The sequence below is a fragment of the Sporosarcina koreensis genome (assembly GCF_042655825.1).
Classification (GTDB): Bacteria; Bacillota; Bacilli; order Bacillales_A; family Planococcaceae; genus Sporosarcina; species Sporosarcina koreensis.
The window spans coordinates 588,429-603,613 of sequence record NZ_JBHSNP010000011.1; the positions used below are offsets into that span (position 1 = coordinate 588,429).

Consider the following 15,185-nt stretch of genomic DNA (forward strand, 5'->3'; position numbering starts at 1 on the left):
CTTTTCCTTTGCTTCATTCCTCAAATTCAGATTCAAGCCGTTTCTTGAATTCTTCTGCAGCGCTATAACCTTGCTGCTGTAAATACCAGTTATTCGCAGCAGCTTCGATTAAACCTGCTACGTCCCTTCCCGGCTGCAATTGAATTTGGATATGTGGAATCGGGACGTCCATATATGTCTTGAATTTCGTATCCAGTTCAAGTTCATTATTCAATGCATTGTCTTGCCACTCGGTCAATTCGATATCAAGCGCAATCCGACTCTCCTCTTGAAACGCCGCTCGTCCATAAAGCCTGACTACATTGAGGAGACCGATGCTCCGCAACGCGAGGAATTCCTTGTTCTTTTCGTCGTGCGTCCCTAAAAGCGTCTGCGGACTCAGCTTTTTCAGTACTACAATGTCATCTGCAATCAATCGATGCCCTCTGCCGATCAACGTATGTGCCGTTTCACTCTTCCCAACTCCCGACTTTCCACGGAGCAGGATTCCGATGCCGGCTACGTTGACACACACTCCGTGGACCGCTATTTCAGGGGCCATTTCTTTTGTGACATAAGCATCCAGCTTTGCGCTCATTTCGCTCGTCGAGTCGGGAGTCCGCAAGACGGGTATATGTTCCTCCGTGCAGTATTGTCGCAAACCGAGCGGCTCTTCCTGATTGGATGTAATAATAATGCATGGCGGATCATATTGGACAATATTGGCAATCCTCAGCTTACATTCATCATCTGAGAGCGTATGTAAATAGTTGATTTCATTCTTGCCAAGGATTTGGACATGTTCTGTCGCAATAAAATCAAATTTATCCATGAATTCCAAGCCTGGTCTTCTTACTTTTGTCTTTTTCAGGCATTTATCCAGCATATGATGTCCTACTAGAACTTCCAATGAGAATCGCTTGACGATATGTTCGATTGTTACAGTTTTCATATCCAAGCTCACCTCCCGTTTCAATTCGATTTTGTTAATTATTTCATTTCGTTTTAGTATAACATGTTGGACTGCATATGCATTCATGAAGCATTGTTTCGTAACATCATTTTTCATTTTCGGGAAAGACTATGGTTGAAAGGAGATGAGAGGATGGGACGCAATAATCGTATTTTAGTTCCCGAGGCACGAAAGCAATTGGATCAGCTGAAAGTGGATGTGATGAAAGCAAAAGGATACCCGGTGGATGCCGAACAGCCTGATGCAGTGAAGTTTGAAATTGCTAAGGAATTAGGCATTCCCCTATCTGAAGACTACAATGGCAAGCTGACTTCTGAACTGGCGGGGAAAATCGGCGGGCCGATCGGCGGAAATATGGTAAAAGAAATGGTCAGATTAGCTCAAGAACAATTGGCCAAAGATAAAAGATGAAAAAACTTTCGAAAAAGATGTTTATCCAATAAATGAGATGGGTATTTGTAGAATACAAGGCAGAACGAAAGTGGATGAGATTGAAGGATTGTTGATTCCACGAAGATTTGCACAGCCTTGGCGGAAAATTTGCTTTACTGGCAAGTGGAACACTCGTCCGGAGCAAAACGGTAAGAGCTTCGGCCACTTTTAGTACGGTAAGAGGTAGGTTTTTTGTGGAAGTGCAACTTGAAGCTGACACCCAGTATGGCCGATCATGAAAAGGGCTAAACTTTTTAAAGTTAGGGGTCAGAACAATCAAACTGCGCTGACGGGCGTTTACTGTTTGTCAGAAAGAACGGTTTGAGCAAGTGAACAAACAATCAAATTTTCCGGTGCGGAAAGAAGAGCATGGTCCTCTATAGGGATCATGCTCTTTCTATGTGTATGTATATGTAACATTATCCAGGTGTGCCGACTATGAAGGAGAAGTCCAAGTACAAATGAGAATTTATTACAGATGAATGACAAGTCCAAACGCGTGAAAGAGAACTCATGTGATCACTCGAAGCCTGTCATCAATTTTACTCCCCCTTATTACAGCACCGCATTCCAATTTACAGGTTTACATTTCTTATCCATCCATTTTTTATCCGGCGCATCATACGGTGCAGAAGCAACCAAACGGTCATCATGCCATATTGCTGCCTCGGAACGTATCATTTCATCCAGCAGGATTCGAGTAAATTCTTCAGGTTGAAGTTGAAATGAAAAACGAGCGAAGTCGTTGAACCAACCACATGATAATAAATAGTCATCAATATCCTTTTTCGCCAGACCATCTTTAAGCATTAGCGAGAATGCAAAGATTCTCTTACAAGCATGCCATGAAACTTTTTCCGGCGCACCAAGCCACTTTTCTAGTCTAGTTCTTGCCAAATCGATTGAGGCATGTGGATTTTCCATTTCTGGTCCATGTCCTGAAAAAGCCTTTTGAATCCTGAGATTGGATAATCGGTCCAGACTTTCTAAAGACCGCTGAATTGATGAAACACCTTCTCGAAACATATTCAACCATCCGATATCGTTTCCGTGAAAAAGATCACCGGCAATCAAAATCTGTTCCGTCGGATCGTATAAAGAAATATGGCCTAATGTATGACCTGGTGTGTGCAGGACTGTCAATGTTCTGTTCCCCGTTTGGATCTCTTCATTATCCGCGAGTTTTCTATTGACTTCATAAGGCTCGACAGGCTGGTCCAGCCACTCTGCACTACATGCTTCAGCAGCGCGTGAATTAACTAGTTCAGCATCCCATTTATGAGCAGCAGTTGAAACACCATAGTTTTTTTGAAAATGATAATTCCCGCCCACATGGTCGCTATGATAATGTGTATTCACAATGAGGTGTAAATCTTCCGGTGAAACACCAGCTTGTTGGATCAACTGTTCCGTCTCCGTAGCATCACTCCCAAAGCCGGTATCTATAAGAATTGGCAGTTCGTCATTGATGAGAATCATATTTGCACTCGGAAATTTTCTTTCAAAGAAAATAATATTGGAATGTTTCATTTGCATATTTCCCCCTTCAGAATTATTTCTTCATGAAATACTTACGGCCTAATTTTTCCACAAGTCCAGGAGTGAGTGCATACAATTTGCTCGATATTCCCATAATGCCAGGCAGGTTGATTTCCCGAACAGGTTTTTCGATCGTTTGAAGGACTGCATCGGCGACAGTGCCGACTTGCAACAGGTGCTTTCCTAGCGAAGAACGATAGTTTCCGGTTCTATCCGCCGAGTCTATGAACGGCGTGTCAATCGGACCCGGATGGATAATGGAAACATGAATGCCGAAAGGGGCGACTTCCATGCGCAGCGCGTTCGTATAACCGATCAGTGCATGCTTGGTAGCTGCATAGACAGAAGCCTTTGGTGTCGCTACCTTTCCAGCCTGTGAACCAATATAAATGAGATGCCCATCCTGTTGTTCCATCATTTGCGGAAGGACTCGCTTCGTCAGTTCTACCGGCGCAATGAAATTTGTATCCATCATCGATCGGATCGCATCGTCAGAAATCAGATGTGCGGCCTCGAAATGCCCCACTCCAGCTGAAAAGATAACGATATCCAACGGGCCGGTCTGCTCTAATAGGCTATCCAGCTCTTCCACCTTTGTAATATCCGCAGGAATGGCAATTGCCCCTTCATTTTGCAATTCCAACAATTTATCCGGCGCCCTTCCTGTCGCATAAACCGTATAACGGTCGGTGTCGGATAATAGCCGCATGGCCGTTGCATAACCGACACCGCTCGTCGCTCCAGTTACTAAAACTGTCTTACGTTTGTTCATAATACAAAATACCGCCTTCTCCGACCGTTTCTTGTACTAGTCCTTTTGATAGTAAATAATCCGTTTGCCCGATCGTTTCAGATAGTGTAAGACCTAGTTCCCTTTCATACACAGCCGGGAACAATTGCTGCGTCAGCTCATAAATTGTCTTGCTTCCATTTTTCAGCATGGCATGAACTTTCATTGCCCGTTCATGCTGTTTCTGAAGTCTGGATTCAATTAAAGGATGGACATTTCGCACTTCATTCCCATGTCCGCCGTAAACAATGTCAATCGGCAAACCTAAAAGTCGTGTCAATGAAGCATTGTATTGCAATAATGACTTTGGACGCGCCGCTTCACGGTTTGCAGGAGGTTCGATCAATGGATTCGACGATACCTTCTCAAGAACGAGGTCCCCGCCAATCATCTCGCCTGTTTTTTCATTGAAGAGCGCAATATGGCTTTGGGCATGCCCGAGCGTTTCCATGACAATCCATCCCGGATGCCCTGTCCATTCGTCGCCTTCCCCGATCATTCGGTCGAGCGTCCTGTCCCCCATCAATCGTATCGGCCGCTTCATCTTTTCCACCCAATTGAAAAAGGTTTCCGGTACGCCTTCTTCCTTCAAGCATTGCAAATAGAAGCGATCATGGTATTCCATGAAGGACGCATCTCTTTTAAGCCACAGGTCGTTGTATGAATGTCCGATCACTTCCGCCTGATCGAAGGCATCCATCCAGCCGGCATGATCCGGATGATGATGGGTTAAAATGACCTGCTCTATATCATTGAATGAATAACCGATTTCTTTAAGGCCTTGTTTTAGCGCTTCATACGCGTCAGGGGTTTTTGGGCCTGCATCGACGAGCGATAAAGCATCCCCTTTTACAACAAAAGCATTGACATCACCGACTGCGAACGGCGTTGGGATTTCAATTTTATGTATCATATAGGTAAACTCCTTCGACTTAATTCAGATTTAATAGTTATGAATGGTTATTCAGTCCATTGTACCTCTTTTACCAGATCACGTCACTCTTGAAAAACCCCCATTCTTGAAACCTTTAGTAGCGCAATCCGTAGTATACTATAATAAAGATATCTTTTTTTTGAGGGGGATGAATATGGGGATATTCAATTTTTTCAAAAGTCAATTCATCGAAGTCATTGAATGGACAGACCAAAATTCCAATACGATGGTATACCGTTTTCCGGTACAAAACAATGAAATAAAAATGGGCGCGAGTCTTATCGTCCGCGAGTCACAAGTCGCCGTCTTCGTGAATGAAGGAGAAATTGCCGATGTGTTCACTCCTGGACACCATGTCCTTTATACGCAAAATATGCCTATATTGACGAAGCTGAAATCCTGGAAAACCGGATTCAATTCTCCATTCAAGGCAGAAGTCTACTTTGTGAATACCAAGCAATTCATTAACCAAAAATGGGGAACTTCCAATCCGATTATGATGCGTGATGCGGATTTCGGAATGATACGGTTGCGTGGCTACGGCATTTATTCATATAAGGTTTCCGATGCTGCTGTTTTCTTGAGGGAACTATTTGGAACAAACAGTTCTTATGACACGAGCAGCATTGAAAATCATTTGAAGAAGATGATTCTATCCGGCTTGACAGATCTGTTTGCAGAATCACAAATCCCTGCATTAGACCTTGCGATGTATTATGACGAACTAAGTCTGCAAGGAAGAGAGAAGATGAAAGAGCGTTTCGCCGAATTCGGCTTCGATATTACTTCCCTCTATATTGAAAACTTGTCGCTTCCAAAAGAAGTCGAGGAGGCAATGGACAAGCGGACGACGATGGGCGTCCTGGGAAATATGAACACATACACCCAATACCAGGCGGCTGAGGCGATCCGCGATGCTGCAAGAAATGAAGGCGGAGGTATGGCAGCAACCGGAGCCGGTATCGGAGCTGGCGCCGCCATCGGAAATGCGATGGCAGGGGCTTTCAGTGCGAATCAACAGCAGACAGCCCCTTCAGCCGAACCGGCTAAAATCGTTTGCCCACACTGCCAAGCGCAAATTCGGGCAACAGCAAAATTCTGCCCGGAGTGCGGAAATTCTGTTCAGAAGAAGAAAGTTCCTTGTGTCAATTGCCAAGCGGAAATTAATGAAGGATCGAAATTCTGCGGAGAATGCGGCGCCAAACAAATAACGGAGAAAAAATGTACTGGATGCGGAGCAGTTAATGGCCCGACTGCAAAGTTCTGCGGAGATTGCGGAGAGGGCCTTGATGGCTGAACGTAACGGGGTGACGGGATGACGAATGTGGATAATGAATTCGTTGAAGATGGAATCATTGAAGAAACAGAAGTGAATCAATGCAGTTCTTGCGGAGGAAATACAGTATATGATCCTGTTACCCGAGGCTTGAAATGCCCTTTCTGCGGAACTGAAGTGGAAATTGAAGCAACCCGTGAGAATACGACCGAACATGATTATTTAGAGGCATTGGATCAAGCGGACCATAGTTGGAGCAATGAAAAACGTGTATTCAAATGTGAGAACTGTGGTGCAGAAACCTTGTTGGATAATGATAAGGTGGCAGATTTCTGTGCCTTTTGCGGCTCATCTCATATCGCGGTCACTCAGCATGATGCAGGTATCAAGCCCGCTTTGGTGCTTCCCTTTCAAATTTCGAAAGAACAGGCTGTTGAGAAATTCAAAAAATGGATTTCCAAACGATATTTCGCGCCTTCCAGATTAAAAAAGGATCATGAACTGAAAAAAATCAGCGGGGCTTATATCCCCTATTGGACATTCGACTCTCATACAAAATCTGCCTATACGGTCAGGATAGGCACATATTATTATGTCATGGAAACAAGAACTGTCCACCGCGATGGAAAGACGGAGCAAGTTACGGAACAAGTCAGGAAAATTAGATGGCGCACCGAATACGGTAGATATAATAAATTTTTTGATGATGTATTGGTTAAGGCATCACGAAATGTCGCTTCCGGTTTGATTGACAAAGTCGAGCCCTTCCAACTTGACGGTTTACTTGATTATCGAACTGAATATTTATCAGGCTTCCTCGCAGAACGTTATTCGATCCCATTGAAAGAGGGCTGGTATTCAGCGCGAGGTATTATCGATCAACGGATACGGAATGGCATCTTACGAAAGGAAACGGGCGATGAAGTACAAATCGTGAATGTGGATACGTCCTATGATGGCATAACATTCAAGCATATATTATTGCCGCTATGGATATCCTCCTTTGCCTTCAACAATAAAATTTACCGCTTCCTAGTGAATGGGCAGACTGGAAAAGTAAGCGGCAAAGCCCCGATCAGTGTGTGGAAAGTGATGTTCACCATTCTCATGATAGCCCTTGTCGCCGGCATTGTTTATCTATTCCAAGATGTACTATAATCATTGACTTTTATCTGACAACGTGCAATAATCACTATAATTTACAATACTAAGCATTGAAGAAGACGAGTACGGACAGTGAAGGAAACAGGAAATGCGGCCACCGACTGAAAGCCGCTATCCCACTCCTGCCCCGAACCTGCTTCCGAGCTGCCATGGAAACATGGCCGTCCCTTTCACGTTACGAAAGCTAGTAAGTTGTGCCGGACAGATTCCGGCAAATTTAGGTGGTACCGCGGAAACATGCGTTTTCGTCCTGATTTTTCGGGACGGAAGCGCTTTTTTTATTTACAAGAAAGGACGGATGAGGATGGGTACGATTGTGTTCGTAGGAGCCGGTTCAATGGCAGAGGCGATTATTGCTGGTATACTGAATAATGAAGTCATGCAGGCCAAAGATGTTTATCTGATGAATAAATCAGATGATGAGCGGCTTTCCTTCATGCAGAAAACGTATGGGATTTCACTCGTTTGTCAAGAGCGGATCGCTTTGCGGGAGGCGGACCTTATTGTGTTGGCGACAAAACCGAAGGATATCAAGGAGGCGATGCGTGATATCACTAGGTTTCTGAATGACGATGCAGCTGTATTATCCGTCATTGCAGGTGTTTCAATGGAAACGATTGAAAAAGGTCTTGGCAAACGCCCTATCGCCCGTTCCATGCCAAATACTTCTGCAACGATCGGAAAATCTGCAAGCGGTGTTTCGATGAATGATTTAGTGGATTCAACGTTGAGGAAACAGATTTTGGATCTGTTGTCATCCATCGGGGTTGTAAAAGAGGTCCAAGAAGATGAGTTGCATACAGTGACGGCTTTATCCGGCAGCGGACCTGCTTATATTTATTTTATGGTAGAAGCTTTGGAAGAAGCTGCAATTGCAAGGGGGCTCTCCAATGATGTCGCACGCGAGCTGATCATCCAGACATTCGAAGGAGCTGCCGCAATGTTACGCCAAACCGGTGAAGAACCTGAACTGTTAAGAAAGAACGTGACAAGCCCCGGCGGCACAACGGAAGCCGGATTGAAGGCACTTGAAAGTCGGCTATTTAAAGAGACGATTCAAGAGTGCATCAATAGCGCGGAAAGGCGTTCCAGAGAACTGGGAGCTTTGTCTTGATTGATAAGATTAGGGGGTTATTGTATTGGCAAAGTTATTTAAACCTTATACAATTCGTGGAATGGAAATGAAAAACAGGATTGTCATGGCACCAATGTGCATGTATTCTAGCCACAACTTGAACGGAAAAGTTGAGGATTGGCATAAGATCCATTATGCCACACGAGCTGTCGGGCAAGTCGGACTGATCATCGTGGAGGCGACCGCTGTATTGCCGGAAGGCCGTATATCGGATCGGGACCTTGGTATTTGGAGCGATGACCATGTAGAAGGACTTTCTGAAATCGTTCGTTTGATGAAACAGCATGGTGCGAAGGCTGGCATCCAGCTAGCGCATGCAGGCAGAAAGGCAACGGTGGAAGGTGATATTTACGCGCCAAGCGCTATCCGTTTCAATGAACAATATAAAACGCCCGTTGAAATGTCGCTTGCGGAAATCCGGGAGACAGTTGACGCTTTCAAGCAAGGCGCTATCCGGGCGAAAAAAGCCGGGTTTGATTGTCTTGAGCTGCATGCCGCCCATGGTTATTTGATCAATGAATTCCTAACGCCGCTTGCAAATAAAAGAGAAGACGAATATGGAGGCCCTTCGGAAAATAGGTATCGTATTTTGCGCGAAATTATCGATGCTGTCCGTTCTGTGTGGGAGGGTCCATTGTTCGTGCGGATTTCTGCGGAGGATTATTCGGATGGCGGGATGACGACGTCTCAATACATTGAAATGGTGAATTGGATGAAATCACAGGATGTTGACCTGATCGATGTCAGTTCAGGCGCGGTTGTCCCTGCAAAAATCGATGCGTTTCCGGGCTATCAAGTGCCTTTCGCCGAGCAGATTCGAAAAGAGTCCGGTATTGCAACGGGTGCAGTCGGATTGATCACGACAGGTTTGCAGGCTGAGGAAATTTTGAAGAACGGCCGGGCGGATGTCGTACTGTTAGCAAGGGAATTGCTCCGTAATCCATATTGGGCATATTCTGCCGCGAAGGAATTAGGTGTGACAATCGATCCACCTAAGCAATATGATCGAGGATGGATCTTTTAATGAACATATAAAGCTGCCGCTTGTCGATAATGACGGCGGCAGCTTATTTCTTTATCAACTGTTCATTTTTCCATTCAAAATGGCTGAAGTCTTCTGCAATATGGATGTTCGGGAAAATAGCCCTTCCTTGTTCCTTAAGGCTCGTAATATCCCCTGGCATGAACCTTGCGCTAATATGATTTGCAATTAGTGCTTTCACATTTGCCCCTTTCGCTGTTTGCGCTGCATCGCCTACCGTTGAATGGCCATAGTCTTTCGCAAGGTCTCCGGTTTCGTTATCAAAAGTAGCTTCATGAATTAGGATGTCTGCTTCATCCGCCAATTCAATAGCAGCTGAACAGTATTTGGTATCCCCGAGAATAGCAACCGTAAATCCTTTTTGCGCATCGCCCGTTACGTCTTTGCTGTAAACGATTCGCCCATCGGCAAGCTCAATGTCTTCCCCGTCTTTTAACCTTTTAAGCAAAGGTCCTTTTGGCACACCCGCTTCGAATGCTTTATCTACAAGAAGCTTGCCAGGCAGAGGCTTTTGTTCAACTCTGAATCCGAAACATTCGATGACATGCTCAAGTTCTTTTGCTGACACTTTGAACCGGTCATCTTCAAAAATGCTGCCTTCTTGAATCTCCTCTATCTTCAAAGGATATGTCAGGTGTGTTTTCGTTAAACGAAGCGATGTCATGATCCATTCCTTTATGCCAACTGGACCGTAAATAGTTAATTCTTCATCCCCGCCTAAAAAGGAACGCGATCCGAGGAAGCCTGGCAATCCGAAAATGTGGTCGCCATGTAGATGTGTGATGAAAATCTTATTGATTTTACGAGGTTTGATGGACGTTCTCAGCAGTTGATGCTGCGTCGCTTCTCCGCAATCAAACATCCAATAGCCCATCTGTTCCGCGGATAGGTTGAGGATCAGCGACGATGTGTTGCGTTGTTTGGATGGCATGCCGGCACCTGTGCCTAAGAAAAATAACTCCATTATGTTCGCCTACCTTTCTCCAAGTCCTCGTTTGACGGAATTCGGACCGAATTTCTTCTCAAGTTCTGTTACAAGTTCATCCATTTTCGCTTCTTTGGCGTACCTCTCAAAGCTGTCAAACGATAATTGTTCATTCAACTCATTTATCGGAATGACATTCGATACTGTAATTCCTAATAGCCTGATTGGATCTCCATCCCAATGCTGTTTGAAAAGAGCTGCCGCTTCTTTATATAAATCCGGGGCTTTATAAAGCGGATTGATGAGTGTCCTGCTTCGCGTCTGGTTTCGCCAATCAGACGTACGGATCTGAATCATAATAACATTTCCCGCAAGTTGTCTTCTGTCCAATCTTTGGGCAACTTTTTCCGACAACTGCTTGAACACCTCGAGACAGGCAGAAAGCTCCGTTTCGTCGATTGGCAATGTTGTAGAGCTGCCGACGCTTTTCCTTTCTTCTGCTGCATCAGGATCCACCGGCCTGTAATCAACGCCATTCGCCCGGTTCCGGAGTCTAATGCCGTTTTTGCCCAATGTGTTCTTTATTAAAGATTCATCAGCTATCGCCAAATCCCCAATCGTGGAAATACCGATTTCATTCAATCGTTTTTCAGTGCTTTTTCCGATTCCGTGCATTTCAATGACGGGCAGCGGCCACAAAATATCGGGCACTTGCCTTTTTCGCAAAATCGTGATGCCCATCGGTTTCTTCATATCAGAAGCGGTCTTTGCTAAAAATTTATTCGGTGCAATTCCGATGGAGCAAGGCAAGTCCAATTCATGCAGGATCCGCTGTTGCATATGCTCTGCAATTTGCCTGGCATTCGTCAAGCCGCCGATATTTGTAATGTCAATATATGCTTCATCGATTGAGACGGGCTCGACAAGATCGGTGTATAATCTCAAAATCGTGAAGACGGCGTTAGAAGCAACCCGGTATTTTTCATGGTCGGGCGGCACGATGACGAGATTGGGGCAAATCCTTTTCGCTTCGCCGACAGGCATTGTCGTGTAAATGCCAAGCGCTCTTGCCTCGTATGAGCAAGTGACGAGTATGCCCCTCCGTTCTTTAGGATTTCCAGCAACAGCCATCGGTATCCCTTTCAATTTTGGATCATGGGCCTGCTCAACGGAAGCGAAAAAACTATTCATATCAAGATGAAGGATGACTCTTGGCTGTCGTTCCCGGTCGGTAGTCATTCACCTCACCTCCATTGCTTCATTGAAAAACCGGATGGATGGACCCATCCGGTTCTCTTTCATTTTTCCTGCATTCGCTGTGTATGCACATATTCACCGATTTCATCCATGCCAGTCAAAGTCCGTGAAAGGATTTCAGCATCGACAACGGTGATCATCCGATCTTCCAGGTTAGCGACAGTCTTAAAATAAGGGGTTCTCGAATATGCCATCAAGCCTGATGACGTCAATTTGCTTTCAGGGATATCCAAAATCTCCTTCGCATCAAGAACAAGCAAACCAATAAATAAATTTTCGGTTTGCACGACAACGACCCTTGCATTCATGTCGTCTTTGGCAGAGTTGCCGTAAAGGATTTGCTGAAAATCCAATATCGGGACCAATTCTCCTCTGATTTTCATCAAGCCCAGCATATAATCAGGCAAATGTGGAATTGGGTTCACCCGTTCCAGTTTTTCAATCGAGACGACCGTATCAACTGGCAAAGCATATTCCTCTTGACCGCATTGAATGATAACCGCTTTCATGTCATTCATGTCTTAAGCCCCCTTCGTCGCCACAACGCGTACGATTTCAATTAATAATTCAGTGAGCTTATTCAATTCTTCCACTGGCATGCGTTCATTTTTCGTATGGATTTCCTCATATCCGACCGACAATGTCACGGTTGGAACACCCATCCCATTGAACACGTTGCCGTCGCTTCCGCCCCCGCTCGTCATGAGTTCGGGTTCTCTGCCGACATTACGGATCGCTTCCATAGCCGTTTGGACGACTTCCGTGTCTTCCCCGAAGCTGAAGCCCGGATACATGAGCTTCACTTCCGTTTCCGCTTTACCGCCCATCGCAGCTGCCGTTTTTTCAAACGTTTCCACCATATGGGCAGTTTGTTTTTCAAGCTTATCGGAATTGATGGAACGGGCTTCCGCTAAAATATGGACTTCATCACAGACGATATTTGTCGCTTGTCCACCTTCGAAATGGCCGATGTTTGCTGTCGTTTCCGAATCAATTCGTCCCAGTGTCATCGCGGCGATTGATTTTGCAGCAATATTGATTGCCGAAACTCCCTTTTCAGGTGCAACTCCTGCATGGGCTGTCTTACCATGGATAGTTGTCCAAAGCTTAGCCTGGTAAGGGGCCGCTGTAACAATCCCACCAACTTTCCCATCACTATCGACAGCATAGCCATATTTCGCTTTCAATAGCGCCGCGTCCATCGCTTTTGCGCCGACAAGTCCACTTTCTTCTCCCGCCGTAATGATGAATTGAATATCTCCATGTGGCGTGCCTTCTTCCTTTAACACTCTTGCCATTTCAAATAAAGCCGCAATCCCTGCCTTATCGTCCGCTCCTAAAATTGTTGTTCCGTCCGAATAAATATATCCGTCATCACGCAATTCAGGTTTGATTCCTTTTCCGGGAACGACTGTATCCATATGGCATGTAAAGTAAATCGGATCCGCGCCATCGACTGTACCTTTCAATGTTGCGATAAGGTTGCCGGCACCATGTCCAGTCACTTCTTTGGAGTCATCTTCAACAACTGTGAACCCGAGATTCTCCATTTTCTCCTTCAATACAGTGACAATACCTTCTTCATGCTTCGTTTCTGAATCAATCTGTACAAGCTCAAAAAATTCATCCAATAACCGCTGTGCATTCACAATGCATCGCTCCTTCGTTTTAATACCTTACAATGGAATGTTTCCATGTTTTTTCTTCGGTCTCGTCTCTTGCTTATTCCTCATCATTTCAAGTGCCTGCAACAGTTTAATTCTTGTCTCCCTTGGATCGATGACGTCATCAACCATCCCGTGGGAAGCGGCAACATACGGGTTAGCAAACTTCGCACGATATTCTTCGATTTTTTCCGCTCTTGTCGAATCCGGATCATCGCTATTGGCGATTTCACGGGCAAAAATGATATTGGCTGCCCCTTCAGCCCCCATGACGGCTATTTCAGCGTTCGGCCATGCATAGACAACGTCCGCGCCGATCGCTTTAGAGTTCAATGCGACATAGGCTCCGCCGAATGCTTTTCGTAAAATGACTGTAATTTTAGGGACTGTCGCTTCCGAATAGGCATACAAGATCTTCGCGCCATGACGGATGATGCCCCCGTGCTCCTGCTTCACGCCCGGGAAGAATCCGGTGACATCTTCAAACGTGATAAGCGGGATATTGAATGAATCACAAGTTCTGATAAATCGGGCAATCTTATCTGATGAATTAATATCCAATCCGCCTGCCATCACTCTTGGTTGATTGCATATTAACCCGACAGATTCGCCTTTCATTCTGGCGAAACCGACAACCGCATTCTTGGCGAATTCTGCCTGCACTTCGAGGAACGAATTTTCATCGACGACTTGTTCGATGACTTTGCGCACATCATAAGGCCGTATCGTCTCAAATGGCACGACATCCGCCAGATCGTTTCGATAGTCCTCTTCAAATCTTCCTTCAAGGATAGGGGCCTTTTCTTCATTGTTTTGCGGAAGATAGGAAAGGAGATTTCGCACTTGCTCCAATACAGTCTTCTCGTCTTTTCCGCGGAAGTGTGCGTTCCCGCTAATGGAATTATGTACTTTCGATCCACCTAAATCTTCGGATGAAATTTTTTCTCCTGTCACCGTTTCAATAACTTTCGGTCCTGTAATGAACATTTGGCTTGTTTCATCTGTCATGAACACGAAATCAGTGATTGCAGGAGAATAGACCGCCCCACCTGCACATGGCCCTAAAATGACGGAAATTTGCGGAATGACCCCTGAATAAATTGCATTGCGATAGAAGATTTCGCCGTATCCATCCAGTGATACGACCCCTTCTTGAATACGTGCACCGCCCGAATCATTCAAGCCAATGAAAGGTGCGCCATTTTTTGCGGCCAAGTCCATGACATTCGCAATCTTCATTGCATGCATTTCCCCTAGTGCCCCGCCAAAAACGGTGAAATCCTGTGAGAATAAATAGACCGGACGTCCATCGATCTTTCCATATCCTGTTACGACGCCGTCGCCTGGTCCGATTTGCTTGTCCATGCCAAAATCGCGTGTCCTATGTATGACGAAAGGATTCAATTCGACAAAAGTGCCTTCATCGAGCAAAAGATTGATTCGCTCCCTTGCTGTCAATTTCCCTTTTTCATGCTGCTTGGCAATCCGGTCGTCTCCCCCGCCAAGTTCAATTTCTCTTTTTCTATCGTATAATTCATTGATTTTATCATAAATGTCCATTCGGCTTATCCCCTTTGTCACATAGTTCGTACAGCACTCCGAAAGATGACTTCGGATGCATGAAGGCCACTTGAGCACCGCCTGCTCCTAGTTTTGGTTCATCTTGCAGCAATTGAACGCCTTTTTCCTTTAACTCTTTCATCCGCGTCCGGATATCAGAAACACCGAAAGCAATATGATGGATGCCTTCTCCCCGTTTTTCAAGGAATTTAGCAATCGCACAGTCTTCTCCGATCGGCTCAAGGAGCTCGATCTTACAATTTCCTGCATCAATGAAAGCCACTTTCACTTTTTGACTTTCAACCTCTTCGATTCCAATTAATTTCAATCCTAACGTTTCTATGTAATAGGGCAGAGCATTATTCAAATCTTTAATGGCAATTCCGATATGATCCACTTTTTTCATTTGAACGCCTCCTTCAATCCATTGTAACGTTTTCTAATTAAATCCGCTACATCTTGAGAATTTTAAGGAATCTGTTAAAATGGAAGTATCTATAACGGTGAGGAGATTA

Annotated in this window: 15 protein-coding genes; 5 read left to right on the forward strand and 10 right to left on the reverse strand. The window is 45.0% G+C overall.

The features are described from left to right. Positions 1-13: 13 nt before the first annotated feature. Positions 14-931: an HPr(Ser) kinase/phosphatase gene (gene hprK / locus ACFPTP_RS09565; protein WP_381443980.1), complete on the reverse strand. Its 918-nt coding sequence runs from the start codon at positions 929-931 to the stop codon at positions 14-16. A gap of 153 nt (positions 932-1,084) precedes the next feature. Between hprK and ACFPTP_RS09570 the strand changes: the two genes are divergently transcribed. Beyond that, positions 1,085-1,363 carry a small, acid-soluble spore protein, alpha/beta type gene (locus ACFPTP_RS09570; protein ID WP_381443982.1) on the forward strand — a complete coding sequence of 93 codons (279 nt, stop codon included), beginning with the start codon at positions 1,085-1,087 and terminating at the stop codon, positions 1,361-1,363. A gap of 576 nt (positions 1,364-1,939) precedes the next feature. Here ACFPTP_RS09570 and ACFPTP_RS09575 read toward each other — a convergent pair. Genes ACFPTP_RS09575 through ACFPTP_RS09585 form a run of 3 tightly spaced genes read right to left on the reverse strand, consistent with a single transcriptional unit; the run spans position 1,940 to position 4,626 of the window. Further along, positions 1,940-2,914 carry an MBL fold metallo-hydrolase gene (locus ACFPTP_RS09575; protein ID WP_381443985.1) on the reverse strand — a complete coding sequence of 325 codons (975 nt, stop codon included), beginning with the start codon at positions 2,912-2,914 and terminating at the stop codon, positions 1,940-1,942. Positions 2,915-2,936: 22 nt separating this feature from the next. Then, complete coding sequence (locus ACFPTP_RS09580) at positions 2,937-3,695, reverse strand: SDR family NAD(P)-dependent oxidoreductase (protein ID WP_381443988.1); 759 nt, start codon at positions 3,693-3,695, stop codon at positions 2,937-2,939. Further along, positions 3,682-4,626, reverse strand: coding sequence for an MBL fold metallo-hydrolase (locus ACFPTP_RS09585; protein ID WP_381443991.1), 945 nt, complete (start codon positions 4,624-4,626; stop codon positions 3,682-3,684). Before ACFPTP_RS09585 ends, ACFPTP_RS09580 begins: the two co-directional genes overlap by 14 nt. A gap of 175 nt (positions 4,627-4,801) precedes the next feature. On the opposite strand from ACFPTP_RS09585, the gene ACFPTP_RS09590 reads away from it, so the two are divergent. From ACFPTP_RS09590 to namA, 4 genes are all read left to right on the forward strand, one after another. Beyond that, the gene (locus ACFPTP_RS09590; protein WP_381443993.1) at positions 4,802-5,944 is read left to right on the forward strand and encodes an SPFH domain-containing protein; all 1,143 of its coding nucleotides are present in this window, start codon (positions 4,802-4,804) and stop codon (positions 5,942-5,944) included. A gap of 18 nt (positions 5,945-5,962) precedes the next feature. After that, complete coding sequence (locus ACFPTP_RS09595) at positions 5,963-7,081, forward strand: hypothetical protein (protein ID WP_381443995.1); 1,119 nt, start codon at positions 5,963-5,965, stop codon at positions 7,079-7,081. A gap of 310 nt (positions 7,082-7,391) precedes the next feature. Further along, positions 7,392-8,201 (forward strand): pyrroline-5-carboxylate reductase, encoded by an 810-nt coding sequence (proC, locus tag ACFPTP_RS09600; RefSeq protein WP_381443997.1) that lies wholly within the window; start codon positions 7,392-7,394, stop codon positions 8,199-8,201. Between the two features lie 25 nt (positions 8,202-8,226). Next, positions 8,227-9,246 carry an NADPH dehydrogenase NamA gene (gene namA / locus ACFPTP_RS09605; RefSeq protein WP_381443999.1) on the forward strand — a complete coding sequence of 340 codons (1,020 nt, stop codon included), beginning with the start codon at positions 8,227-8,229 and terminating at the stop codon, positions 9,244-9,246. A 43-nt stretch (positions 9,247-9,289) separates the two neighbouring features. Here namA and rnz read toward each other — a convergent pair whose 3' ends face one another. Genes rnz through mce form a run of 6 tightly spaced genes read right to left on the reverse strand, consistent with a single transcriptional unit; the run spans position 9,290 to position 15,076 of the window. Further along, the gene (gene rnz, locus ACFPTP_RS09610; protein ID WP_381444002.1) at positions 9,290-10,228 is read right to left on the reverse strand and encodes a ribonuclease Z; all 939 of its coding nucleotides are present in this window, start codon (positions 10,226-10,228) and stop codon (positions 9,290-9,292) included. Between the two features lie 9 nt (positions 10,229-10,237). Further along, positions 10,238-11,428 (reverse strand): DNA polymerase IV, encoded by a 1,191-nt coding sequence (locus ACFPTP_RS09615; protein ID WP_381444004.1) that lies wholly within the window; start codon positions 11,426-11,428, stop codon positions 10,238-10,240. A gap of 59 nt (positions 11,429-11,487) precedes the next feature. Continuing rightward, positions 11,488-11,964, reverse strand: coding sequence for a chemotaxis protein CheW (locus tag ACFPTP_RS09620; protein WP_381444007.1), 477 nt, complete (start codon positions 11,962-11,964; stop codon positions 11,488-11,490). 3 nt (positions 11,965-11,967) lie between these two features. Next, on the reverse strand, positions 11,968-13,095 hold the full coding sequence (locus ACFPTP_RS09625) for a M20/M25/M40 family metallo-hydrolase (RefSeq protein WP_381444010.1): 1,128 nt from the start codon (positions 13,093-13,095) through the stop codon (positions 11,968-11,970). Positions 13,096-13,122: 27 nt separating this feature from the next. Further along, positions 13,123-14,670, reverse strand: a complete 1,548-nt coding sequence (locus ACFPTP_RS09630) for an acyl-CoA carboxylase subunit beta (protein ID WP_381444012.1) — start codon at positions 14,668-14,670, stop codon at positions 13,123-13,125. Continuing rightward, entirely contained in the window at positions 14,657-15,076 is a 420-nt protein-coding gene (gene mce, locus ACFPTP_RS09635; RefSeq protein ID WP_381444015.1) for a methylmalonyl-CoA epimerase, read from the reverse strand. Before mce ends, ACFPTP_RS09630 begins: the two co-directional genes overlap by 14 nt. Positions 15,077-15,185: the final 109 nt, after the last annotated feature.

What these genes read in the sequence shown, in the direction of transcription:
- ACFPTP_RS09580 (WP_381443988.1), bottom strand. Translation starts at nt 3,695, where the DNA reads ATGAACAAACGTAAGACAGTTTTAGTAACTGGAGCGACGAGCGGTGTC.
- ACFPTP_RS09575 (WP_381443985.1), bottom strand. Translation starts at nt 2,914, where the DNA reads ATGAAACATTCCAATATTATTTTCTTTGAAAGAAAATTTCCGAGTGCA.
- ACFPTP_RS09595 (WP_381443995.1), top strand. Translation starts at nt 5,963, where the DNA reads ATGACGAATGTGGATAATGAATTCGTTGAAGATGGAATCATTGAAGAA.
- ACFPTP_RS09620 (WP_381444007.1), bottom strand. Translation starts at nt 11,964, where the DNA reads ATGAATGACATGAAAGCGGTTATCATTCAATGCGGTCAAGAGGAATAT.
- proC (WP_381443997.1), top strand. Translation starts at nt 7,392, where the DNA reads ATGGGTACGATTGTGTTCGTAGGAGCCGGTTCAATGGCAGAGGCGATT.
- ACFPTP_RS09630 (WP_381444012.1), bottom strand. Translation starts at nt 14,670, where the DNA reads ATGGACATTTATGATAAAATCAATGAATTATACGATAGAAAAAGAGAA.
- ACFPTP_RS09570 (WP_381443982.1), top strand. Translation starts at nt 1,085, where the DNA reads ATGGGACGCAATAATCGTATTTTAGTTCCCGAGGCACGAAAGCAATTG.
- ACFPTP_RS09615 (WP_381444004.1), bottom strand. Translation starts at nt 11,428, where the DNA reads ATGACTACCGACCGGGAACGACAGCCAAGAGTCATCCTTCATCTTGAT.
- ACFPTP_RS09590 (WP_381443993.1), top strand. Translation starts at nt 4,802, where the DNA reads ATGGGGATATTCAATTTTTTCAAAAGTCAATTCATCGAAGTCATTGAA.
- ACFPTP_RS09585 (WP_381443991.1), bottom strand. Translation starts at nt 4,626, where the DNA reads ATGATACATAAAATTGAAATCCCAACGCCGTTCGCAGTCGGTGATGTC.
- rnz (WP_381444002.1), bottom strand. Translation starts at nt 10,228, where the DNA reads ATGGAGTTATTTTTCTTAGGCACAGGTGCCGGCATGCCATCCAAACAA.
- mce (WP_381444015.1), bottom strand. Translation starts at nt 15,076, where the DNA reads ATGAAAAAAGTGGATCATATCGGAATTGCCATTAAAGATTTGAATAAT.
- hprK (WP_381443980.1), bottom strand. Translation starts at nt 931, where the DNA reads ATGAAAACTGTAACAATCGAACATATCGTCAAGCGATTCTCATTGGAA.